The sequence below is a fragment of the Pedobacter endophyticus genome (genome assembly GCF_015679185.1).
Taxonomy (GTDB): domain Bacteria; phylum Bacteroidota; class Bacteroidia; order Sphingobacteriales; family Sphingobacteriaceae; genus Pedobacter; species Pedobacter endophyticus.
In genome coordinates, this window is sequence record NZ_CP064939.1 from 2,666,049 (window position 1) to 2,689,543 (window position 23,495).

Annotated in this window: 19 protein-coding genes; 13 read left to right on the plus strand and 6 right to left on the minus strand. The window is 40.8% G+C overall.

The window, feature by feature from the left end:
• The first annotated feature begins 44 nt into the window (after nucleotides 1-44).
• The 3 genes from porW (at nucleotide 45) to uvrC (ending at nucleotide 7,889) form a co-directional block, all read left to right on the plus strand.
• Nucleotides 45-2,819, plus strand: coding sequence for a type IX secretion system periplasmic lipoprotein PorW/SprE (gene porW, locus IZT61_RS10750; protein WP_196101129.1), 2,775 nt, complete (start codon nucleotides 45-47; stop codon nucleotides 2,817-2,819).
• A gap of 605 nt (nucleotides 2,820-3,424) precedes the next feature.
• Nucleotides 3,425-5,647 (plus strand): transglycosylase domain-containing protein, encoded by a 2,223-nt coding sequence (locus IZT61_RS10755; RefSeq protein WP_196101130.1) that lies wholly within the window; start codon nucleotides 3,425-3,427, stop codon nucleotides 5,645-5,647.
• Between the two features lie 436 nt (nucleotides 5,648-6,083).
• Nucleotides 6,084-7,889, plus strand: a complete 1,806-nt coding sequence (uvrC, locus tag IZT61_RS10760) for an excinuclease ABC subunit UvrC (RefSeq protein WP_196101131.1) — start codon at nucleotides 6,084-6,086, stop codon at nucleotides 7,887-7,889.
• Nucleotides 7,890-8,231: 342 nt separating this feature from the next.
• Here uvrC and porN read toward each other — a convergent pair whose 3' ends face one another.
• The 6 genes from porN to IZT61_RS10790 all read right to left on the minus strand — a co-directional run bounded on the left by porN (nucleotide 8,232) and on the right by IZT61_RS10790 (nucleotide 14,880).
• The gene (porN, locus tag IZT61_RS10765; RefSeq protein ID WP_196101132.1) at nucleotides 8,232-9,131 is read right to left on the minus strand and encodes a type IX secretion system ring subunit PorN/GldN; all 900 of its coding nucleotides are present in this window, start codon (nucleotides 9,129-9,131) and stop codon (nucleotides 8,232-8,234) included.
• Between the two features lie 3 nt (nucleotides 9,132-9,134).
• Nucleotides 9,135-10,670: a type IX secretion system motor protein PorM/GldM gene (gene porM, locus IZT61_RS10770; protein WP_196101133.1), complete on the minus strand. Its 1,536-nt coding sequence runs from the start codon at nucleotides 10,668-10,670 to the stop codon at nucleotides 9,135-9,137.
• Between the two features lie 43 nt (nucleotides 10,671-10,713).
• Entirely contained in the window at nucleotides 10,714-11,523 is an 810-nt protein-coding gene (porL, locus tag IZT61_RS10775) for a type IX secretion system motor protein PorL/GldL (RefSeq protein ID WP_196101134.1), read from the minus strand.
• A gap of 45 nt (nucleotides 11,524-11,568) precedes the next feature.
• Nucleotides 11,569-12,894 carry a T9SS ring complex lipoprotein PorK/GldK gene (porK, locus tag IZT61_RS10780; RefSeq protein ID WP_196101135.1) on the minus strand — a complete coding sequence of 442 codons (1,326 nt, stop codon included), beginning with the start codon at nucleotides 12,892-12,894 and terminating at the stop codon, nucleotides 11,569-11,571.
• A gap of 222 nt (nucleotides 12,895-13,116) precedes the next feature.
• Nucleotides 13,117-13,887: a uroporphyrinogen-III synthase gene (locus IZT61_RS10785; protein ID WP_196101136.1), complete on the minus strand. Its 771-nt coding sequence runs from the start codon at nucleotides 13,885-13,887 to the stop codon at nucleotides 13,117-13,119.
• A gap of 15 nt (nucleotides 13,888-13,902) precedes the next feature.
• Nucleotides 13,903-14,880, minus strand: a complete 978-nt coding sequence (locus IZT61_RS10790) for a DUF4271 domain-containing protein (RefSeq protein WP_196101137.1) — start codon at nucleotides 14,878-14,880, stop codon at nucleotides 13,903-13,905.
• 173 nt (nucleotides 14,881-15,053) lie between these two features.
• Between IZT61_RS10790 and IZT61_RS10795 the strand changes: the two genes are divergently transcribed.
• From IZT61_RS10795 to IZT61_RS10840, 10 genes are all read left to right on the plus strand, one after another.
• On the plus strand, nucleotides 15,054-15,281 hold the full coding sequence (locus IZT61_RS10795) for a hypothetical protein (RefSeq protein ID WP_196101138.1): 228 nt from the start codon (nucleotides 15,054-15,056) through the stop codon (nucleotides 15,279-15,281).
• A gap of 39 nt (nucleotides 15,282-15,320) precedes the next feature.
• Nucleotides 15,321-15,539, plus strand: coding sequence for a hypothetical protein (locus tag IZT61_RS10800; protein WP_196101139.1), 219 nt, complete (start codon nucleotides 15,321-15,323; stop codon nucleotides 15,537-15,539).
• Entirely contained in the window at nucleotides 15,539-15,946 is a 408-nt protein-coding gene (locus IZT61_RS10805; RefSeq protein WP_196101140.1) for a putative toxin-antitoxin system toxin component, PIN family, read from the plus strand. The genes IZT61_RS10800 and IZT61_RS10805 overlap by 1 nt, the downstream gene beginning before the upstream one ends.
• A 117-nt stretch (nucleotides 15,947-16,063) precedes the next feature.
• Nucleotides 16,064-17,194: a radical SAM family heme chaperone HemW gene (hemW, locus tag IZT61_RS10810; RefSeq protein WP_196101141.1), complete on the plus strand. Its 1,131-nt coding sequence runs from the start codon at nucleotides 16,064-16,066 to the stop codon at nucleotides 17,192-17,194.
• A gap of 178 nt (nucleotides 17,195-17,372) precedes the next feature.
• Nucleotides 17,373-18,155 (plus strand): SDR family oxidoreductase, encoded by a 783-nt coding sequence (locus tag IZT61_RS10815; RefSeq protein WP_196101142.1) that lies wholly within the window; start codon nucleotides 17,373-17,375, stop codon nucleotides 18,153-18,155.
• Nucleotides 18,156-18,324: 169 nt separating this feature from the next.
• Nucleotides 18,325-18,876: a fasciclin domain-containing protein gene (locus IZT61_RS10820; protein ID WP_196101143.1), complete on the plus strand. Its 552-nt coding sequence runs from the start codon at nucleotides 18,325-18,327 to the stop codon at nucleotides 18,874-18,876.
• Nucleotides 18,877-19,185: 309 nt separating this feature from the next.
• Nucleotides 19,186-20,067 carry a cupin-like domain-containing protein gene (locus tag IZT61_RS10825; protein WP_196101144.1) on the plus strand — a complete coding sequence of 294 codons (882 nt, stop codon included), beginning with the start codon at nucleotides 19,186-19,188 and terminating at the stop codon, nucleotides 20,065-20,067.
• A gap of 208 nt (nucleotides 20,068-20,275) precedes the next feature.
• Nucleotides 20,276-21,061: a DUF3050 domain-containing protein gene (locus tag IZT61_RS10830; RefSeq protein ID WP_196101145.1), complete on the plus strand. Its 786-nt coding sequence runs from the start codon at nucleotides 20,276-20,278 to the stop codon at nucleotides 21,059-21,061.
• 193 nt (nucleotides 21,062-21,254) lie between these two features.
• The gene (locus IZT61_RS10835; RefSeq protein ID WP_196101146.1) at nucleotides 21,255-22,133 is read left to right on the plus strand and encodes a cupin-like domain-containing protein; all 879 of its coding nucleotides are present in this window, start codon (nucleotides 21,255-21,257) and stop codon (nucleotides 22,131-22,133) included.
• A gap of 545 nt (nucleotides 22,134-22,678) precedes the next feature.
• Entirely contained in the window at nucleotides 22,679-23,296 is a 618-nt protein-coding gene (locus tag IZT61_RS10840; protein WP_196101147.1) for a sugar O-acetyltransferase, read from the plus strand.
• The last annotated feature ends 199 nt before the right edge of the window (nucleotides 23,297-23,495 follow it).

Genomic DNA, 23,495 nt, shown 5'->3' on the forward strand with positions numbered 1-23,495 from the left:
CCAGAATTTAGTTAAATGTATATCCACTAACGCGATTTTTATACTTGAAAAAATACACCAACAAAGCCTTTAACCCCTTATTTCTTTGTATCGCCTTATTTTTTGTTTACGGTTGCGTAGCAAATAAAGATACTGCACTCGATCGTAGATTCCAAAATCTAACGGCCAGATACAATTATATATATAACTCCAACGTGCTTCTTACCGAGTACAATGAAGGCTTATTGCAAACTTATGTAGATAATTACGAACGCATTTTACCGGTTTATCTCGATCCTGAACCTAAGGTAAAGCTTGTGTTAACGCCAGGCGCCCCAAATAAGAACCTCGATGAGGTAATTACCAAAGGCCAAACCATCATCAACGAAAAAAGTTTCAGTAATTATATCGATGATTCGTACATGCTTTTGGGCAAGGCGAATTACTTAAAGGGAAACTACTTTATTGCTTCAGAATACTTTGATTATACGGCCAAAACCTACAAGAGCGATTTAAAGACGTTTGTAATGGCAATGAACTGGAAAGCCCGGAGCCAGATGCAGTTGAACAACATGTCGGTCGCCGACAAAATTATCGACACGATGCTTCGTGCCGCAGATGATTTAAAGAGGGACATTGCAGCGCCCCTGGCCACAACCGCTCAAATGCGCATTTACCAAAAGCGCAATAAAGAAGCCATTATGCTGCTTGAAAACGCCATCCGCCTGGCCGATGATAAACAGCTTCGCATCCGCTGGCAATATATTTTAGCGCAATTGCAGGAGAGCGAAAACGATTTGCAAAACGCCTTCATTAACTATACGAAAGTAGAAAACAGCAATGCGCCATTCGAAATGTACTTCCATGCTAATTTGCAGCGCATTAAGCTTCGGGCCTTAATTAGTGGTTACAAGGTAGATGAGGAGAAGGCGTTGCTTGCCTTGCTGAAAGATGATAAGAATTTCGACTATACAGATCAGATTTATTATCAGGTTGGAGAATTGTTTTCGAAAGAAGGCAATTACGTTAAGGCAGAAGAAAATTATAAAAAGGCTATTCAAAAAAGCACTGGCAACGAAAGCCAGAAAGCGCTTTCTTATTTAAAGGTGGCCGATTTGAATTTTAGAGAGTTCAAAAACTACGTTAACGCAAAAATATATTACGATAGTGCGGTGGTTATTTTGCCAAAGAATTTCCCAGATTACGACAACATTGTGAAGAAGGCAGAAAATCTTCAATATTTAACTGACCGTTTCATCATTATCGCTAAAGAAGATACAGCACAAATGATTGCCAAATTACCCGAAGCCGAGCGTGAGGAAAAGGTAAAGGCTTATTTAAGTCCAAAAGCTGGAGAGCTTGTCAATGTTGCACCAACCAAAGACCAGTCGCTCAACAATCCTGCGTTTCCTGGTCAATCGTTAAATGCGCCACAAACCGGGGCTGGCAATACCTTTTATTTTAACAACAATGCGGCAATAAGCAATGGCTTCGCCGATTTTAAAAAACGCTGGGGAAACAGGCCATTAGAAGATAACTGGCGCCAAAGTCAGCGCTCATCGGCACAAGAGACCAACCAGGTGCTTGCCGGAGGCAATGTAGCAACAGCCATTACACCTGCAAATGGTACCGATACGCAAGCTTCTGACGATCAAACCTCGCTCGAAAAAAAGTTTCTCGATTCGCTACCCCTTACCCCCGCATTGCTGGCCAAATCAGATCAGAAAATTATAGATGCTTATTTTGAGATTGCCAGTTTCTATCAGCAAGAGCTGAACGATAAAGCCGAGGCGAACAAAATATACCTCGAATTGTTGCGCAGGTATCCTGATAATAATCACCTGGCGGCGATTTATTATAGTTTGCACTTAAATTTTAAGGGTGTTGACGAAAACCGATCGAATGAGTACAGGCAGCTGGTTTTAACCAGGTTCCCTGAATCGAAGTTCGCAAAAACTATTTTAGATCCGTCATATTCAGTAAAACAAGAGCAGTTGGAAAACACCGTTATCAACAATTACAATACTGTTTTCGATGCCTACGTTAAAAAGGATTATCAGTCGGTGATCAGGCAGGTTAACGATAATATCGATGCCTTCCCCAATAATAATCTTGCCCCGCAATATGCTTATTTACGAGCCATTGCGGTTGGACGTACCTCTAAAGTGGATGCGCTGATTACGGAATTCGCGAAAATTACAGCGTTTTATCCTGACGATATGGTGATTACGCCGCTTGTTCGCGATCATCTAAAATATATTGAAGCCAATTTAGCTGAATTTCAGCAGCGCCCCGTAGCGCTTATTGATTTCGATCCGAATGCAATTCGCTTTCTGGCTCAGGAAAATACAGCCCCTACTGCGGCCAAACCACTAAAACCCGAGAACAAAGCAGCGGCCGTTGAGCAGCCAGCAACGCCTGTAACGACAGAAAAACCGGAAGAGGTGAAGCCAGTTGTGCCAGTAAATCCATCGAGCGTTTTCAGTGCTGCCAAATCAAACGAATATTACTACGTTATCGATGTGGCCGACGTTACATTAACCTTAAGCTCTTCGCGTTTTGGAATTGGCCAGTTTAACAGAGGAAATTACCCTGACAACGATTTGGCACATAAGTTGGTTGAATTAGATAACGATCAGCTGATTTACGTTACCAGTTTTATTGATTTGGAGGATGCAAAGCTTTACGAATCGAGTATTACCGGCCAGTTAAAGAACATTATGAAAGTGCCAGAAAACTTGTATAAAGGGTTTATCATCAGTAAAGAAAATTTTGAAAAATTAACTTCGAGGCAACGCATAAACGAATATTTGGAGTTTTTGAATGATAACTATAAGTAGTGTTGCTGTGGTAATGTTTGCATAAAACTTCAATGAAGGGTTTACTACGCACCTGCTGGAACAGGTGTTTAAGTAAACCAATACGGGTGAAGTTTATTTTTCTTGCCGTCATTCCCGCGCAGGCGGGAATCTTAAGGCGTTAAGATCATCGGTCAAACTACCAATGACAAAAACAAAAAAGATCCTCATTGCGAGAATCAATCAGGTCCGTATGCCTGAAAAAATGAAGATGACGTTTTTGATATTCTTTATGCATATAAGTACGGACTATGAACGGTCGTCATCCTCAGGGATTAGTTTTAGAAAAACATAGGAGTTTGAGATGACAAGTTTTCAAAGCTGTCATCCTGAGTGTAACGAAGGATCCCCAAGCGATGAAACGCAGAACGCTAAAAACCCACTGCCTAAAAAGGGCCGAGTGTGTGGGCAAGGGCGGTAAGCTGTAGTTAAGCTGAATTGATGCTAATCTTAGCGGATTCGAAGACATTCTTTAAAAAAAACACTTTATACACGACCTCATACTAACGAATGCCATTTCCTAAAAATTAGTAGCTTTGCATTTGGATCTGCTTTTGCAGAAGTAACCTGAATAACAACAATACAAAATGAATAAATCCCTTTCTTCGCAAGAAATAAGAAAATACAGTTTGATGATCTGGAAAATATTGATTGGCGGAATCGCTTTGTTCGCCATTTTTATTTCAATGATCGGATTTGGCCTCTTCGGGGCCTTACCTTCATTCAGGGATATCGAGCATCCGAAAAGCAATCAGGCATCGGAAATTATTGCCGAAGATGGCCGTACGCTGGGCACATATTTCGTTCAAAACAGGTCTAACGTAACCTATAAAGAAATATCGCCAAATGTAATAAATGGATTGATTGCAACAGAGGATACGCGTTTTAAAGAACATTCGGGTATCGACTTCAAACGAACTTTTACCATTATCGGCTACAATTTAATTGGCAAAAAGCAAGGTGCCAGTACCATTACGCAGCAATTGGCGAAAAACCTTTTCCCCAGAGAATCGAACCTTAACTTTTTTTCGCTGGTACTTACTAAGTTTAAGGAGTGGATTGTGGCGGTTAAGCTTGAGCGAAACTACACCAAGGAAGAAATTATAACCATGTACCTAAACACGGTCGATTTTGGAAACCAGGCTTATGGAATCAAATCAGCTGCGAGGGTGTACTTTAATACTGCACCTGATAAATTAACCTTAACGGAGGCTGCAACCTTAGTAGGAATGCAAAAAGGCATTACGATGTATTCGCCTACACGGCATCCGGAACGCTCAAAAAGCCGAAGGAATACGGTATTGGCTATGATGGTTAAATCGGAATTTCTTACTTCGGAAGAGTTTGATGAACAGAAAGAAAAACCTTTGGGCCTTCGCTTTAATGCAGCGACGGTAAACGATGGCATTGCTCCCTATTTCCGTTCGGTACTTAAAAGCGACATCAAAGCCATTTTAGCAGATCCGGGCAGATTTAAGCCAGATGGAACGCCTTACGACATTGATCGCGATGGCTTGAAAATTTATACTACCTTAAACTACGATATGCAAATGTATGCCGAAGAGGCACAAAAGGAATACATGAAAACCTTGCAGGCACAGTTTATTAATAGTTGGAAAGGGAGAAACCCTTATAAAGATAAAGCCTTGCAAATTGAGCAGGGCATTAAACGTTCAGATCGTTACAAATCGTTAAAGGCAGAAGGCAAAACGGAGGATGAAATTACTGAGGATTTCAACACCAAAACGGAGATGACTATTTTTACGTGGAAGGGCGATGTAGATACCTTGATGAAGCCAATAGATTCTGTTCGTTATTATAAAATGTTGCTCAGAAACGCCATGATGTCGATGGATCCGACAAACGGACACGTTAAGGCCTGGGTTGGCGGAATAAACTTCGAACACTTCAAGTACGATCAGGTTAAAATGGGTACCAGGCAGGTGGGCTCTACGGCTAAACCCTTTACCTATACGGTTGCTATCGAAAACGGTTATTCGCCATGTTATTCGGTATCAAACACGCCGGTAACCATCGAGGGTTATGGCAAACCTTATACGCCGGGTTCATCGGGCAAACCGCTTCCGGGCGCCATTACGTTGCAAAAAGCGCTGGCCTATTCTCAAAACTATGTTACGGCCTATTTAATGAAACAGGTGGGGCCTGTTGCAGTGGCCAATCTGGCTACTAAAATGGGCATTCCCGAAGTTCCTGCCTATCCATCTATTTGCCTGGGCACTTTCGATGCCTCAGTTTACAACATGGTGGGCGCTTACGGTGCTTTCGCAAACAAGGGCATCTACACCAAGCCGATTTATTTATTAAGAATTGAGGATAAAAATGGTGTGGTGCTTTTCTCGCAAAAAGAAATACCAAAACCGGTGATGAGCGAAGAGGTAGCCTACGTAATGACAAGAATGTTAAAAGGCGTGGTAACCGGAGGTACCGGATCGCGATTGAATTATAAATACAAGGTGAATGCACCAATTGGTGGCAAAACGGGTACTACACAAAACAACTCCGACGGTTGGTTTATGGCGATAACCCCTCAGTTGGTTACGGGCATTTGGACCGGCTGCGAAGACCGGGCTTTCCACTTTATCAGCACCAGTCAGGGTGAAGGCGCCAATACAGCTTTACCCATTTTTGCAGGCTTTATTAAAAAGGTGTACGCCAACCCGAAATTAAAAATCAGCCATGCCGATTTTGAACCGCCAAAATCTGGCGTATCTATCGTTTACGATTGTAACCAGTACCAACAACAACAAGAGGAAACGACTACAGAGCTTGATGAAAAGTTAGGGTTTTAGGGCAGAATTGTAGCAAGCCTGAACATACTGTCATTCTGAGGCACAATTTATTATATAAAAATCAATATCAAGTGACGTTTTGAGGCGGTCGTCATCCAATAGCTATCGGATCCCGCGCAGGCGGTCCCGAAGCTTCGGGATTAAAGCCTGAGCATTAAGATCCCCAGTCAAGCTGAGGATGACGACCGTTCATATATAGCCTTATAAAAGAAGCATTCGAAACGCTGGCATGCTACTGCCTAAAAATGAGAGGTGAGGGGGCGGCAATGTAGTGCGAAGCCGTAAGAGATGCTTCGTCTCAGCATGACAAACTTAACAGACATCACTGAATCTGTGTAAAGTTTCGAACGCTGAATAAGACGGCCAAAAGTTAAACAAAATCATTTTTTAACGCGTTCTGATAGTGTTTCCCTTTCATATCCTATTTTTGTAATTAATGAGCACTTTCGACCATAAAACAGCGTTAACAGCAATTCCGCATAAGCCCGGCGTTTACCAATATTGGGATGCCGATGGAAAATTGATGTACATTGGAAAGGCAAAAGACCTGCGAAATCGTGTTGGATCTTATTTCAATAGCGACAAGCAACAATTCAACGGCAAAACGCGGGTGCTGGTTTCGAAGATCAGAAAAATAACCTTTACCATTGTAGATACGGAGATTGATGCCTGGCTGCTCGAAAACAGTCTTATCAAGAAGCATCAACCTAAGTTTAACATCAATTTAAAGGATGACAAAACCTACCCATGGATTATTGTCAAGAACGAGAATTTTCCGCGAATCTACTGGACAAGAAAAGTAATCAAGGACGGCTCAACCTACTTTGGTCCTTATGGCTCGATTGGGATGATGCACACCATTCTCGACTTGATTAAGGAAACTTATCCCCTAAGAACTTGCGCCCTGCCGTTAACGGATAAAAATATTGCCGAGGGAAAATTTAAGGTTTGTCTGGAATATCAGATCGGCAATTGCAAGGGGCCTTGTCAGGCTTACCAAAGCGAAAGTGATTACGATAAAAACATTGCCGAAATTAAGGAGATCTTAAATGGGAAAATAGGCAACGTAATACGTGAGGTGAAAGGTGTAATCAAAAAGGCATCAGAAGAACTGAACTTCGAAATGGCCCACCAATATGCCAGACGATTGGAAGTGCTGGAAAAATATCAAAGTAAATCGACTGTTGTAAACAGCGCCATAACCAATGTAGATGTGGTAAGTATCGCATCTGATGAGCGTTACGCGTTTGTTAATTACCTAAAAGTGATGAATGGGACCATCATTCAGACGCAAACGATTGAAATTAAAAAGCAATTGGATGAAAGTGACGATGAGTTGTTGATCACGGCGATGCTGGAGTTCAGAACAAAGTTTAACAGTACATCGCGAGAGATCATTGTTCCTTTCGAACTTTCGTTAGCGGACGAACGACTGAAATTTACTGTTCCAAAGCTTGGCGAAAAGAAAAAACTCCTGGAGCTATCGCAAAAAAATGTGCTTTTCTTTAAAAAAGAAAAATTAAATCAATACGAGAAGCTGAACCCGGATTTACGCACCGATCGCATTTTAACCACCATGCAAAGGGATTTACGGTTAACGCAGCTCCCCAAACATATTGAGTGTTTTGATAACTCGAACTTTCAAGGTAAATACCCGGTTTCGGCCATTGTGGTTTTTAAGGATGCCAAACCCTCAAAAAAAGATTATCGGCATTTTAACGTGAAAACGGTTGAGGGGCCAAACGATTTTGCTACAATGGAAGAAGCGGTGTTTCGCCGGTACCGGAGGATGCTTGATGAGGGAGAGCCGTTGCCACAACTGATCATCATCGATGGTGGCAAAGGCCAGCTGTCGTCGGCTGTAAAAAGCCTGAAGCTGTTGGGTATAGAAAACCAGGTTACCATTATCGGTATCGCCAAACGCCTCGAAGAATTGTTTTATCCGGGCGACTCCTACCCGCTTTATCTGGACAAGAAATCGGAAACGTTGAAGATTATTCAGCAGTTGCGGGATGAGGCACACCGCTTCGGGATTACTTTCCACCGTAAAAAACGCGATCAGGGAACACTGAAGACCGAGCTTGAGCAAATTGGTGGTATTGGCAAAACCACTGCTGATAAATTGCTGAAACGCTTTAAATCAGTTAAAAAAATCAAGGAAGCTACAGAAGCAGAACTGGCTGAAGTTTTAAATAAAAAACAGGCGGCTACGTTGATGGCCTATTTTAATCAGGAAAAGTAATGTCGTTACTTAAAGCCAAACATAATTAAGTGACTAACCGTTATGCAAACTCAAAGATTTCTCCACTTCGGTCGAAATGTTATCATTGCTTCTCTTCTCAAAATGGTCTTACCATCGATGTCTTACGAAGTTTAGCACTTTGCATGTGCGCCATAAGGTCATTGCCCCAAAGGGGCTACCCTGTAGCAAGGCACGAAGCAATCTCACTACTGAAATTTAGATTGCCTCGTGCCTCACAATGACGAATTTCTTATAAAAAAAGCTCCGATTTTCATCGAAGCTTTTTTGTTTTGAAACGCTGTATAAAGACTTTAGACTCACGACTAAAGACTGAATACTAATTTAATATTCCCAAAGTCCTTGTTCGTAATCGAGAACCGACTTTTTAATTCTTTCCGATTCGTATAATCGCTCACGCGGATCGGTAATCATATCCTTAATCTTGTTATCGCCCGGGTTGGACTCTTTAACGATATAGCTGCTGAACAGACGACGGATGAAGAAATCATCAAAGCTTAAGTTCGAAGCGTCGTTGTTTGAGTTGATCAGTCGCTTGTGTGCAATGATAGGTCTTAGTTCCTCATAAGCTACCCAAAATACGGGCTGCCATGTTTTCGATGTTTCATTATAAGTTAACGGTGCAATGCCTACAATGCGGGGCTCGAAAATGGAACGCTTGGTATCAAAAATCCAATCTTCCTTAATTCTGTACTTTACAAAAGCTTCCGGATTAAAATCGTTAACTACCGTGGTTACTGTTCCGGTTTTGTTATTCGATACTTCTGAGGTTCCTAACGCCGCCTTGGTTGCAGAATCGGCACTCATGGGGTTATGGAACGCATCATCTTCATTTAAAAGGCTATCGAAAGGCGCATAGGCAGTTAATTCTTCATCTTTGATCGACGAAATCAACACATCAATAAGACGTCCTTTTGGCGATCTTAGCACTGAGTTTACCGTGTCGCGTAAATCAATCTCACGCCAAATCCGCTTTGCGTAAAATACATCCTCTTCTCTCACATCGGCAAAGGGCACCATTTCTGTACTATCGATATCCCTACGTGCATAAAACCCATCTCTTGGCGGAATTTTCAGCTTTTTCTTTGTCGTTGTTGCAGCAAGTGGCGAATCCCCACTGGTAGCTACCGGTGCGGTTTTAGGAACCAATTTTGTTGGCGTAGTTTGTGCAAAGGCCAACGTTGTTAACACCACGAAAACTGCAATACTCAAAATCCTTTTCATCTTCTATTTATTTACGTTGAATGATACTGAAGGCAATATTTTCTGTCTACCATCGGGACCCTGCGAAACGATATCATCAAAAAATACCTTCGATCCCGGTGTAATTGCATTCATTGCGCTTCTAACCGCTCCGGTAAAATTACCCCCGCTACCTTGTATAGTAACAGCTTCAGAACGCGGTTTTATCACAGTTATTTTGTACCTCAATATTTTAAAGCTTACATCAAAAGGGAAATCATCTAAATCAGCCTCAATTTCAGTTTCACTCTTTAACTGAACGGATGAAATATCGCCGCCAATTCTACCGCCAACTTTTGCAATTGGTGCAGGAATAGCTTTAACCCTAAACTTCTGTGACCCTAAATTAATGGTTTTACCACCATTGTTGGCACTTACATTGATTGTCACTTCTGAACCAACCTGACCACCTGAAACGCTAACCATGTAGTTACCATTGCGGCCCGACATGCTTCCTGATGATATGGATGCCTTAACGGACTCTAAAGGAAAACCAGCTGCAGATACTGCAAACGGATTCGGAATACCGGCATAAATAACATTCATTTTAACTGATGATACGTTTGCCGACGGCTTGGCCACCTGATATTTTTGAGGCTGCGTTTTGTACTCCTTAATCTGTCCGTCGGTTTGGCGAACACGAATTGTACCTACCCAGGTAAACTCACCCACGCTACCTGTGGCGCCGGTGTAAGTTCCTTTTCCATCTCTAACCGACAATTTATTACCGTTAACAGTAATATCGGGAGTAGATCTTGAATCGCTGGCAGTTAAAAACACCTCAGCAGTATACGGCTGGCCCTGAATAACGTACGATGTGGGTGCAACTGCTACAGCAGCAAACTGATCTAGGTTTACCTGTGCCTTATCCATATTTCCGAACAACTTTTTAATCACTTCGGCCTCCGCATTTTTTGTATCGGCCTGAAGTTTGGTTAAAACGGTCATTGCAGCAGTTAAAGGCGTGCCCTCACCAAAGTAAGTTTCCTGCCAGTTGCCCTTTCTTTTTTTAACAGGATCTTTAGCCTCCAAAGAAAACGACACGTTTGCTCTGTCAGCAGGATCTAAAAGCGCAATTAATTTCTCGCGTGTAGCGTTAATTTTTGCCTTTAGCTTTTCACCTTCCTTTTGGTTAATCATGATATGCTGTGCAATATCTTGATTATCACGGTTGACCAAATCACCAGTTTCTGGGTTAATTCCATCGCCTTCGGTGGTAAACTGTTTTTTTATCTTTTCGATGTAACTATCCAATTCATCAGCTGCTGCTCTGGCTTTCAACGCCTTGTCGTAGATCGGCTGCGCACGGGCCGGCTCCTCTTTCAACTTCGAATTTTCGAAAGCAGAAAACAACTGATTAATGCTTGTGTTTACGTTGTTTTTAGAAGTATCCAAACTATCGTTGATATTTTTGAATGCATCTAAAACAGTATCTGATACGTTTAAGGCGAGCATGGCCAACAATACCAAATACATGATATTGATCATCCGCTGCCTTGTTGTTTCTTTTCCGCCTGCCATGTGTTATGTAGCTTTCTTTTTTTAAAAATTAAAACTAAATAAATTATACACGTGGGCCGTTCATGGCTGATAACATATTGCCATAAATTGCATTTAGTGATGATAGGTTTTTAGCTAACTTGTTTACCTCTTCTTTAAACTGTTTCGAGTCTTCCATCGATTCGTTAAAGTTTTGCATAGTAAGCGATAAGTTAGAATAAAACTTGTTCATCGATTTTAAATGTGCGCTAGAATCTTGCAATTCCAATTCGTACACTGCATTTAACGCCGATAAGTTTTTTGCCAAATTATTTACCTGATCGTGGTAAGCCTGAGAATCGACATTGCTCTCACCCATTGCTTTTAAATTTGCTGTGGCTTTTTCGAAAGAAGCGCTCAGGTTATCGAAACCTGCTGAAGCGGTTTTAACCTTGCTTGTAAATTCGTTTGTAGCTGTCGATGCATCTGCAACGTTAGAAATTGTAGCTACTTTATCGCCAAAAGTGCGTAAACCAGCGCCTAAGCTTTCAATTAATTCAGGTCCTATTTTTGCGTCAGATAACATTTTATCTAATGCCGCTGTATTTGAGGCTGAAGATACTGCCGCAACAGGTCTTGCAGACGTCGTTGGCAGCTCGCCCTTATAATCTGGTCTTAACTCAGGGTAAACTCTTTCCCATGCTGGTTCAGGCTCAGGTGGATAAAATCCAGTTAAGGCGAATAAAAATGCCTCAACGCCCAAACCAATTCCAATTGCATAACTTCCGAAGATTCCACCAATGTGTAGAATTTTGCACAATGCCCCAATAATTACAATACTTGCTCCAAATGAAATTGCCGGGTTTAACCAGCTTGGTGTTTTTTTTGCTGCCATAAGATGATGATGTTTTTCTTTTTTTAGTTGTTGTTTGGTTTGATTTTAGTTTCTTAAGTCTGTACCCGGATAAGAAGATACACACCTAAATCCGATATAAGATCTTTGCGTATCCTGATACTCGTAAGTAGCTACTGCGTTTTGAAGGAAGTATCCCGTATCTTTCCACGATCCACCCTTCACTACTTTACGTTTTTTGTATTTGCTGTCGTTTGCGCCAGCATCGTAGGTAAAGTTGGGGTTCAAATCGTGAAGTAACGGAGATGCACTTTTGTTATACGAGGTAATTGTCCATTCAGAAACGTTTCCGGCCATGTTATATAAGCCGTAATCGTTCGGGAAATAAGAACGTACACCAACAGTGTAAATACCTCCGTCGCTGGAGTAATCGCCGCGACCCGGTTTAAAGTTCGCTTGTAAACAGCCTTTGGTATTTCTGATATAAGGGCCACCCCATGGGTATTTGGTCTTTGTATTACCGCCACGTGCTGCATATTCAAACTCGGTTTCTGCAGGTAACCTATAATCCGATCTCGAACCCGCAGGCAACTTCCTGGCCACGGCCACACCATCGTAAAGTCGGGTACGCCAGTGTGAGAATGCTTTGGCCTGCTCCCAGCTTACACCAACTACAGGGTAATCATCGTAAGATGGGTGATTATAGTAGCCACGAACCATCGGGTCGTTTTGCGAATAAGAGTAATCGGTTTTCCACACCATCGTATCGGGATAAATGGCAATGGTAAAGCGATCGATATAATCCTGACGCTTACTATTTGGATCTTTGTGCCCAGCTGCCGCCTTATCCATATTTAACTCCGCATAGGTATATTCGAATTTACGAACGTCGAACTCCTTTTTTCCCGGAAGCGCATCGAGGCCCGAATAATACATGCCATCTAACTGGCTTTGTTGTGCCTGGTTTGTCCCTCTTCCTCGCGAACGCCAAAGGTTGGAGCCATTAGGACCTACTTTTTTCCAGTCAATATTTCTATCGCCGCCTACTGTAGTTGCAGTTCCGTTTCTGGGTGTAACTGTATACTGTGCCGGCAAGCCCATCATGGTAACGGCTATAGAATCGCGAACCCAGTTTGTAAACTGGCGATATTCTGCGTTAGAAATTTCGGTTTGATCCATAAAGAATGCACTGATCGTGGTCATTCTGCTTGGCCCATTTTGGGAGAAGGTAATATCTTCATCAGAACCTCCAAGCGGAGTATGTCCTGGCGGGATATAAACCATGCCTAGGGGAATCCTATTGTTTTTAAATTTTCGGTTATAAGCGCCTACTAACTCGCCCTGACCTCCACGGCCACAGCTTGATAGCAAAACAGTTATACCTACAATAGCTAGAAGGTATATTTTCTTCATATTTTTATAGTGTGCAAAGCACGATTAGGGAGCAATTTATCAAAAATCACTGAAATTATTAACAAAAGCAAATTATTTACACGAAAACGCCTTTCAAACCTCAACAAAGTTTAAGTAAAGTAGTTTTACAGCTAATATTCTTGTTACAATAAATGCGTAACTCTCTTATAACAGCAAAGTTATGCATTTATTGTGTCGACTGAAAATAAATTATCGAATGTATTATTTGTTAGATATTTTGATGTAGTTTTCAATGGCCATAGTCATCGAAGGCACACCTGGGGTTGGTGCAGCTATATCTACAATAAGGTCCATTTCGGCGCAGGCTTTGCTTGTGTTTACACCGAAGGCGGCAATACGGGTATTGTTTTGTTTAAAATCAGGAAAATTCTTGAACAACGATTGAATACTGGAAGGACTAAAGAACGCAATGACATCGTAAAACACTTCGGCTAAATCAGATAAATCGCTAACAACCGTTCTGAAAAGAACAGCCGGAGTGAAGTCGTACCCGCTTTTTTCGAGAAATTTCATCGTATCCTCGGTAGCTACATCCGAACATGGGTACAAAAACTTTTCGTTTGCATGCTTTTTAAGCACTTCGGCCAAATCTGCAGCCGTTTGCTTACCAAAGAAAATCTTACGTTTACGGTATTGAATGTATTTCTGGAGATACAAAGCAATTGTTTCAGATAGGCAGAAATATTTCAACTCTGCGGGCACATCGTAACGCATTTCTTCACATATTCTGAAGAAATGATCGGCAGCATTTCTACTGGTAAAAATAACTGCTGTAAAATCAGCCAAGTTGATCTTATCCTTTCTAAAGTCCCTTGCTGGCACTCCTTCTACGTGAATAAAAGACCTAAAATCGACCTTTAGATTGTGCTTTTTAGCCAAGTCGTAGTAAGGAGATTTTTCTGTTTCAGGTTTTGGTAATGTTACCAAAATACTTTTCACTTTGCGAATTCTGGAGTCGTTCTTTTCTTGCATTTTTTCCTTTTCCTGCTACAATCCTATCGTTTTAATTAGTATTAAAATAGGACATATTTCGAGGGCGCAAAAGTACAAAATTAAATGCATTCGCGAAAACTTATTATTAGAAAGTATAGTAACTCCAGCTCTAAGCAATTGAAACGTAAAAATCACCGCTAACAATAAGAACGCCAACACAATATACACCTCTCCGTATTTAAGCGGCGAAAGCGCAAACGATACCACCAACGGGATAAATAACAACGACGCATTGAAATAGCTCAGGTACAATATTGATATGTACTCTCCAACCGGTTTCTGGACGTTGAACAGGTAGCCCAGGAAGCGAAGGACGATTAACTTTAGCGCATAAAACACAATGATAATGAGCGAAATGGAGAAGAAGAATTTAAATCCGTCCTTTGCCTGATACATATCTTTCCATTGGGCTACAAGGAAAAAAAACATTCCGAAAACAAAGCCAAACTGCACAAACAACAGCAAAAATGGCCAGGAGCTAAAAAGGTTATCTTCCTTATTAATGTTGTTTAACACGCGGTTACTAAAAAACGATTGCACAATAGCCGAGAGTTGCTTAGAAAAAGCATTTTTTAAAATGGCGAAAATAATGAGCATCAGGAAAATAAAGCCCAATAAACCAACATTGCCTTTCCGGATACGCGTGCCCAACTGATACGGATTGGCCTTCTTCTTTAAATGCTGATATTTTTTTTGCCATTCGATCAGGTCGAGCTTCGGAAAAATGTACTCTTTTTGCAACGAATCGAGTAAAGCGGCCTTGTTGATTAGGCTATCGGACAGCACCCAAGTGTGTCTCATAACTGAATCGGTAACGAAAATTTGTCTGGCCCATGTTGCCGAATCAACGCGGTAGCGTGTATACTGATACTTGACTACCGCAGCAGAATCGATATCAGCAGGCGTTTCTTGTCCGGAAAGAAGATTTGCAGACAACAACAGTGCTAATAAAAGGAAAACGTATTTCGGCATGCTTAACAATCAAGAACTTTAAGAAAGCAAAAGTAAACGAATAATAATTGTTTACCTAAACAAAATAAATCGCCTCGATTATTGACGTATCTTTGCGGCGATGTCCGTAACAGAATATTAGCCTAGTTTACAGTTAATTACGAATAGGGAGCAACAAATAAGAATCAAAGCACGTGTCTAGATCATTAAGAAAAACTAAAATTTTTGGATATTCTTATGCGGAAACCGAAAAACAGGACAAAAGAAGATGGAATCGAAGATTTAGAAAAGTCTGTAGAAAATTAATCAAATTAGATAAAGATGCACCTATTAAACATCACGGAGTAACTAATAGATGGGATGGCGCAAAAGACGGAAAACAATACTGGAAAGGTGCAACTAGAAAGGATATGAGAAAGTAAAAATTATTTTTTTGTATTTTTGTTAATATTCAATAAGCTATGGCAATTACCTTAAATAAACATACTGAACTAAACCCTTTACAAGTAAGCCTATTGAGGTTGTTTAACAGGCCGATGACTGAAAGCGAAATTCTTGAACTTAAAAGGGTTATGGTTAATCATTATTCGGGTTTTTTAGAAAAGGAAGTAACTAAGGTCGCCGAGGATAAGGGGTACACCCAGGACGATTTTGATAATATTTTAAATGCTGATAGCTAATGCGTGTTGTTATCGACACGAATTGTTTATTAGCCTCTATCCCTCCAAAAAGCAAGCATTATTGGCTATATCAAGCATTTAAAGATGAACGTTTTGATTGGCTTATCAGCAATGAAATCCTAACAGAATACATCGAAAAACTTACCGATATCTACTCTGAAAATACGGCCATAGTGGTTTACTCTATACTTAGTGTTGCGCCTAATGTAGAATTTATAGAGCCCTTCTTTAAATGGCAATTGATCGAACTTGACCCTGATGATAATAAATTTGCAGATTTAACTATCGCTGGAAATGCGGATTACCTGGTTACCAACGACAAACACTTTAACCCGTTAAAATCAATTGACTTTCCCAAGATTAATATTTTGTCTATCGATGAGTTTAAACAGCTATTAATGAGATGATTTTTAAAATTCATTGAACATCCAGTTTTATCGGAATCGGTTACTACAACTAATCGAAAAATCATTGTTTACCTCCAGCAAATAAATCGCCTCGATTATTGACGTATCTTTGCGGCGATGTCCGGCATTTATATCCATATTCCTTTTTGCAAAAAAGCTTGTCACTATTGCGATTTTCATTTCAGCACTTCGTTGAGGTATGCTGATGAAATGGTAGAGGCGATTTGCAAGGAAATAAAGCTAAAAAAAAATCGGATAAGCGGACAAATAGGTTCTATTTATTTAGGTGGCGGTACGCCTTCCATTCTTTCGGAAAAACCACTTCGGCAGATTTTTGATACGATAAATGGTAGTTTTTCTGTTGCTTCAGGTGCTGAGATCACAATTGAAACGAATCCTGACGATTTGACTTCATCAAAACTTAAGGAGCTAAAGCAACTGCCCGTTAACCGCTTCAGCGTAGGCATTCAATCATTTTTTGATGAAGATTTGGCGTGGATGAACCGTGCACACAACGCTACAGAAGCGGAAGATTGTATTAAGCGAAGTCAGGATGCCGGTTTTGAGAACCTTACTTTGGATTTAATTTACGGTTATCCGCTGCTTACCGACGGTAAATGGCAAACCAACATCCATAAGGCGATTGCGCTCAACGTACCACATATCTCCGCATACGCTTTAACCGTAGAACCACGAACTGCCTTGGCACACGCCATAAAAAACAGAAAGCAGATTCCGGTTAGCGACCAACAAAGTGCAGCACAGTTTGTAACCTTGATGGACGAACTAACGGCTGCAGGCTTTGAGCATTACGAAATATCGAACTTCGCCCGGCCCGGATGCTATGCCGTGCATAATACCAATTATTGGCGAGGTGTGGATTATATCGGAATCGGCCCCTCGGCGCACGGTTTTGATGGCATAAACAGGTACATGAACCCACCAAACAACGCACTTTACATACAGGAGCTGGCCCAAAACAAATTGCCAGAAGTGGTTGAGGAACTGAGCGTAAATGATCGCTTTAACGAATATGTGATGACGTCGTTACGAACGATGTGGGGCATCGACCTTCAAAAAATAAAGCTCGATTTTGGTAGCGAATTTTTGGATCAAACTAAATACAATTTACGCAGCTTGAACGACAAAGAATGGTTTTCAGCTGACGCCAATAGGATAATACTGACCAAAGATGGAAAGCTTTTTGCTGACCACATTGCATCGGAATTGTTTATAGTAAGTGAGTGAGAGAATGAATAATTGAGTGAGAGAATGGATGAATGAGTGAGTGATTGAGTGGCGGAAGGAATAAACGGAAAACAGTAAAGTCATCGGATGAATCTGTACATTTCGCTATATTCATCCGATGACTTTAAATTCAATCACTGAAAATTCTATCATTCACTCATTCAGTAATTAAATAAGTATGTCTAAAATTGTATGGATTACCGGTGCTTCATCTGGAATTGGTGAAGCCTTGGTTTACGAATATTTTAAAGCTGGAAACAAGCTGATTATTTCTGCACGGAATCGCGACGAGCTTTTTAGGGTTAAGGCAAATTGCCAAAATTCTTTTAACGTACACGTTTTGCCGTTCGATTTGAGCGAGTTGGAAACCCTGGCCGGTAAAGCTGAAACTGCATTAAAAATTTTCGGCAAAATTGATCTTTTAATCAATAGCGGCGGCGTTAGTCAGCGTGGGCTTGCTTTAGAAACAGCCATTGATACGGAACGAAAAATTATGGACACTAATTTTTGGGGAACTGTAATGCTAAGTAAGGCCGTTTTGCCATCGATGATCAAAAATGGTGGAGGACAAATTGTTGTCGTTAGCAGCTTAGTCGGGAAGTTCGGCACCAAACTGCGTTCCGCCTATTCCGCATCAAAACATGCGTTGCATGGCTACTTCGACTCGCTGCGCACTGAAACATACCAGCAAAATATCGATATCACCATCGTTTGCCCCGGCTTTATCAAAACGAATGTTTCTGTAAATGCGCTAACAGCAACCGGCCAACAACAGGGCACTATGGATCATGCTCAAGCAAACGGTATGCCTGTTGATGTTTGCGCAAAGGAAATAGTGAAAGCCGTTGCAGCCAAAAAAGAAGAGGTTTACATCGGGGGGAAAGAAACAAAAGCAATTTGGTTGAAGCGATTCTTTCCAGGTTATTTCTCGAAAAAAATCAGAGAAGCGAAGGTTACCTAGTCTATAAAAGTCAATAAGTCCGCAGTCAGAAGTTCTTAACCAAGGCGATCAATAAAAAATAAACCATTAGTTACCAATAAATTACAACTAATATTTCTTTTTGTAAAAACCAAGCATCTGTTAACCGTCGTAAATGGAGACAAATAACAGAAACTTAAAAAAAGAAATAATGAAAAATTTAATCCTATCAGCTGTTGCCGTAGTTACTATGGCATTTTCATCACAAGTTTACGCTCAAAAAAATCCGATGGTTGGCGGTGCTGCCATGTATGCGAGCAAAGATATTGTAGACAATGCAGTAAATTCTAAAGACCACACCACTTTGGTTGCCGCAGTAAAAGCAGCAGGCCTGGTTGAAACCTTAAAAGGCGCTGGCCCGTTTACCGTTTTCGCGCCAACAAATGCTGCATTTGATAAATTACCTGCAGGCACTGTTGATATGTTGGTAAAACCAGAGAACAAAGCAACATTGACAAAAATTTTAACTTACCATGTTGTTGCGGGTAAAATGGATAGCAAAGCAATAGCAAAAGCAATTAAAGCAGGCGGTGGTAAAGCTGAATTAACAACTGTTGAAGGTGGTAAGCTTTGGGCCTGGATGGAAGGTAAAAAATTAGTTTTGAAAGATGAAAAAGGCGGTATGAGCACAGTTACCATTGCTGATGTAAATCAAAAAAATGGAGTTATACACGTTGTAGATACTGTTTTAATGCCAAAATAATTGGCTTAACGACATCCTTAAATGAAAACGTTTCTGTTTTGCAGAAGCGTTTTTTGAGTTAAAAAAATTTTTCACTATTTCGAAAACCGTGGCCTGATTACCATCGTATATTAATCAGGTCACAAATATTAGCAAATATATCACGTCCCGTGTGATTATTTAATATAGCGTTTTTGCAGATTGCAGAAACGTTTTTTTTTTGGATTCAATCGTCATCATAATTTTTTGTCAGCATTGTTTAAATTTTTCAATTAGTTCCGGTTTGAACTTTTTAACTATTTAATTTTGTGGCTTTAATATTTGCTTAATATGAAATTCGACTTATCTCCCATAGATGTTGTTGAAGAAATATCTAAATCTGATTTCGAGAAGAATTACTTGATTCCACGCAGGCCCCTTGTGATTAAAAACAGGGCACACCATTGGCCAGCCTACAAAAAATGGACTTTAGATTATCTGAAAGAGGTTGTAGGTGAAAAAACTGTTCCACTTTACGACAGTGCAAAAGCCGACCCAAGTAAGCCGATAAACGCTTCGGCAGCGGAAATGAAGTTTAGCGACTACATTGATTTGATCAAAGAGGTGCCAACTGATTTGCGCATTTTCTTGTTCGACCCGATTAAGTTTGCCCCGAAATTGCTCGACGATTATATCGCCCCGAAGGATTTAATGGGCGGATTTTTAGACAGCTACCCAAACATGTTCTTCGGCGGAAAGGGTTCGGTTACCTTTTTACATTACGACATAGACCTGGCTCATATTTTCCATACGCATTTTAACGGGCGGAAACATGTAATTTTGTTTGACAATAAATGGAAAAAGCGCTTATACCAAATCCCCTATGCCACTTATGCCCTGGAAGATTATGACGTAGAAAATCCGGATTTTGAAAGATATCCGGCGTTAAGAGGGGTTAAAGGGGTTGAGGCCTTTTTGGAGCATGGCGATACCTTGTTTATGCCCACGGGTTATTGGCATTGGATGAAATATTTGGATGGTTCTTTCTCTATCAGCTTAAGGGCCTGGGATAAAAGCTGGGCCGTTAAAGCGAAAAGTTTGTACAACTTAACTTTACAGCGTAAATTTGACGACTTCATGAAGTCCAACTACCGCGAGAAATACATGAGCTGGAAAGAAAACCTTGCCATTAAAAGAGCAAAAAAAGCCTTAGAAAAGAACTTACCGAAATAGAATGAATGAATGAATGACACAATGAATGAATAATGAAATGCATTATTTATTTCGGATTCATTTTCTGTCAATATCTTTTAATGAAAAACGAAGGATTATTGGACGAAAGCGATGCCTGCCGATGCTTGTAAAACATTTCACTCATTCAAACATTCACTAATTTAAACACTCAAGCATTCAAATATTTGCTCATTCAATAAATTAAACCATGCACCCAAACATTTTAAAAATTCAGCAGAATATTGAACCTTTAAGGCAGCAGATTATTAGCCATAAAGTTTATTCGGCAATTAGTGAGCTTGAAGACCTGCAAATCTTTATGGAACACCATATTTATGCCGTTTGGGATTTTATGTCGTTACTTAAGGCGTTACAAATTAACCTCACCTGCACTACGTTGCCGTGGTTTCCGGTTGGCGATGCGATTACAAGGCAATTAATTAACGAGATTGTAGCTGGCGAGGAAAGCGATGTTGATGCTAATGGAACTGTAAAAAGCCATTTTGAGTTGTACTTAGATGCCATGGAGCAGTGCGGCGCTAAGGTAACGCCGATAAACCAATTTTTACGCTCATTGCAAAAAGGCCGAAGTTTTGAGATGGCCTTTGAGCTGGCGCAGGTTCCACAGGCGGCCAGAGATTTTGTAAACTCTACATTTGAGACCATAAACGGCGGCGAAACGCATTTACAGGCCGCCAGCTTCACCTTTGGCCGCGAAGACCTTATTCCAAATATGTTTTTCAGCATGGTAAATGATTTAAATAGTACCCAGCCAGATAAGGTATCGGTTTTTAAATACTATTTAGAGCGTCATATCGAGGTTGATGGAGATCATCATAGTCATTTGGCTTTGTCGATGACGGAAAAGCTCTGCGAAAAAGACGAAAATTTTTGGGTCAAAGCGGAAGAAACTGCAAAAAAATCGCTTCAAAAGCGGATAGATTTGTGGGATGCTGCTTACGCAGAGATTGTAGGCAAGAAAGCTTTGATATAAAACAAGCAATGTTAAAGGCAGATTTGCGTTATTTTTTATGGTAATGCAGGTTGATAATCCAAGTTTATTTCTTTGGTTGGAGTACTCAAACTTCGAATTAAGTAATTTGCGTCACTTTTCTTTGCAGCTATACTTTTTGTAAAATAAAATTTACACATTTGCTGTTCGGCAACAAATAACCGATTTAAAACGCATGAGTTTCATATTAAAGCCTGTAGACATCGTCGAGAACATTACTCCCGAAGATTTCAAGAAAAATTATTTGAAAACCAAAAAACCTTTAGTTATTAGAGGCTTAACTAAGGATTGGCCAGCAAGAGAAAAATGGACTACCGAATATTTGAAGGAAATTGGGGGCGATTTGGAGGTTCCACTTTACGATAATTCGAAGGCAGATCCATCAAAGCCGATCAATGCGGCTACAGCGCACATGAAATTCGGCGATTACCTTGATTTAATTAAGCGTGAGCCTACCGAATTAAGGATATTCTTCTTCAACCTGTTTAAAAAAGTTCCGAGCTTAATTAACGACATTAAAATCCCGAAAGATTTAATGGGCGGCTTTATCGAAAGCATGCCCGCCATGTTTTTCGGCGGTTCTAACTCAGTTACCTTTTTACATTACGATATCGATTTACCGCACATTTTTCATACGCACTTTGGCGGTAGAAAACACATCATTCTTTTCGATTACAAATGGAAAGATAGGTTGTACTGCCTTCCAAATGCAACTTACGCACTCGAAGATTACAAGGTAGACAATCCTGATTTTGAAAAATTCCCTGCCTTAAACGGTGTAGAAGGTTACGAGGTTTTCCTCGAACATGGCGATACGTTGTTTATGCCAACCGGAATGTGGCACTGGATGAAATATGTTGACGGATCATTTTCGCTGAGCCTGCGTGCCTGGGATCAATCAATCTCTCGTAAAATTGCCAGCGTTTGGAGCTTATTCACGCATGGAGCGATTGATAGCTTGATTAAGATGACGTTCAAAGGAAAGTACGCAAACTGGCGAGAGAAAAAAGCTGTTGAAATTGCCGAAAAAGCATTGGCAAAAGGCCGGCCTTAAAATAAAATTTACCAAAATCCGTTAGAATTATTTGGGGAAAGCAATTTCAGCGGGGCGATCGGGGTTTTCGGTAGCCCCGTTTTTATTAAGTTGCTATCCTCCTCAGCGGTAATTCCCGCCTGATCCAGAAAGGCAGTAATGCTGTTAAGTTAAGCTTTCCAGCTGTCAGTCTGAGCGGAGTCGAAGACCTTTTCAATAGGATAAAACAAAAGCATCTGTCCTTCGACTAAGCCTGTATTGAGCTTAGTCTAAATGCTCAGGATGACAATGTTTTTTGTTTTATCCTTAACTTAGTAGCATTGGGAAGGTCAGGTTTTGCATAAAAATCAATAGGGGTGAAATTGATGTACAGTGGTTAAAAATTTGCTGTCATTCTGAACGCCCGCCTGATCCGGAAAGGCAGGCAACCGAGAAATCTGTCCACCAAGCAGTGCTCGCTTTAAATTAGTGCTCGTCAGAAAGACCTGCCCGACGCAGGCGGGGATATCTTAATCGATGAAGGATCGATTATCGATATGACGGACTCACCCAGAACCACAAAATAAATGGAAGACAACATACTTACCGAAAAACAAAAAATGCTGGCCGGAAAGGCTTATTTCGCCAACGATTCTGAATTGGCGAAAGAACGCTTAAAAGCTCGTGAAATCGTTTTTGAGTTCAACAATTTGGCGCCAAAATTCATTAAGCAGCGCAAAGAACTGATAAAAAGACTTTTCAATAAAACGGAGAGAATGTTTTATATCGAACCTCCGTTTCGTTGCGATTACGGCTACAATATTGAAATTGGCGATAATTTTTATGCAAATTTTAATCTGGTCATTTTAGATGTAGCCAGGGTAAGCATTGGCAACAACGTTTTCATTGCCCCAAACGTAGCCATTTATACGGCTGGTCACCCCATACATGCGCACCTACGCGATCAGGAATATGAATGGGGGCAACCAATCTCGATCGGCAATAGCGTTTGGATTGGTGGCAATGTAGTTATAAATCCAGGTGTTAAAATTGGCTCAAACGTTGTAATCGGTTCGGGGAGCGTGGTTACCAGAGATGTTCCTGATAATGTTTTCGCCGCTGGAAACCCGTGCCGGGTGATTAGGCCAATTACCGATGCGGATAAAGAATTTTATTACAAGGACCGTAAGTTGGAAGAGTTTTAGGCTTAGAAATTTAAGAAAAAAATAGGCGTTTCGATCAACCCGGATGCAAAAAACGTAATCCCGTTAGTCATCCTGACGGATAATTCCCGTCTGACCGGACGGCCAGGTTTTATCAAAACAATCGATATGGCATAACGCTATTGTTTTCGCGTCTTTCCCGCGCAGGCGGGAATCTTAACGCACGAGCATTAAGATCCCC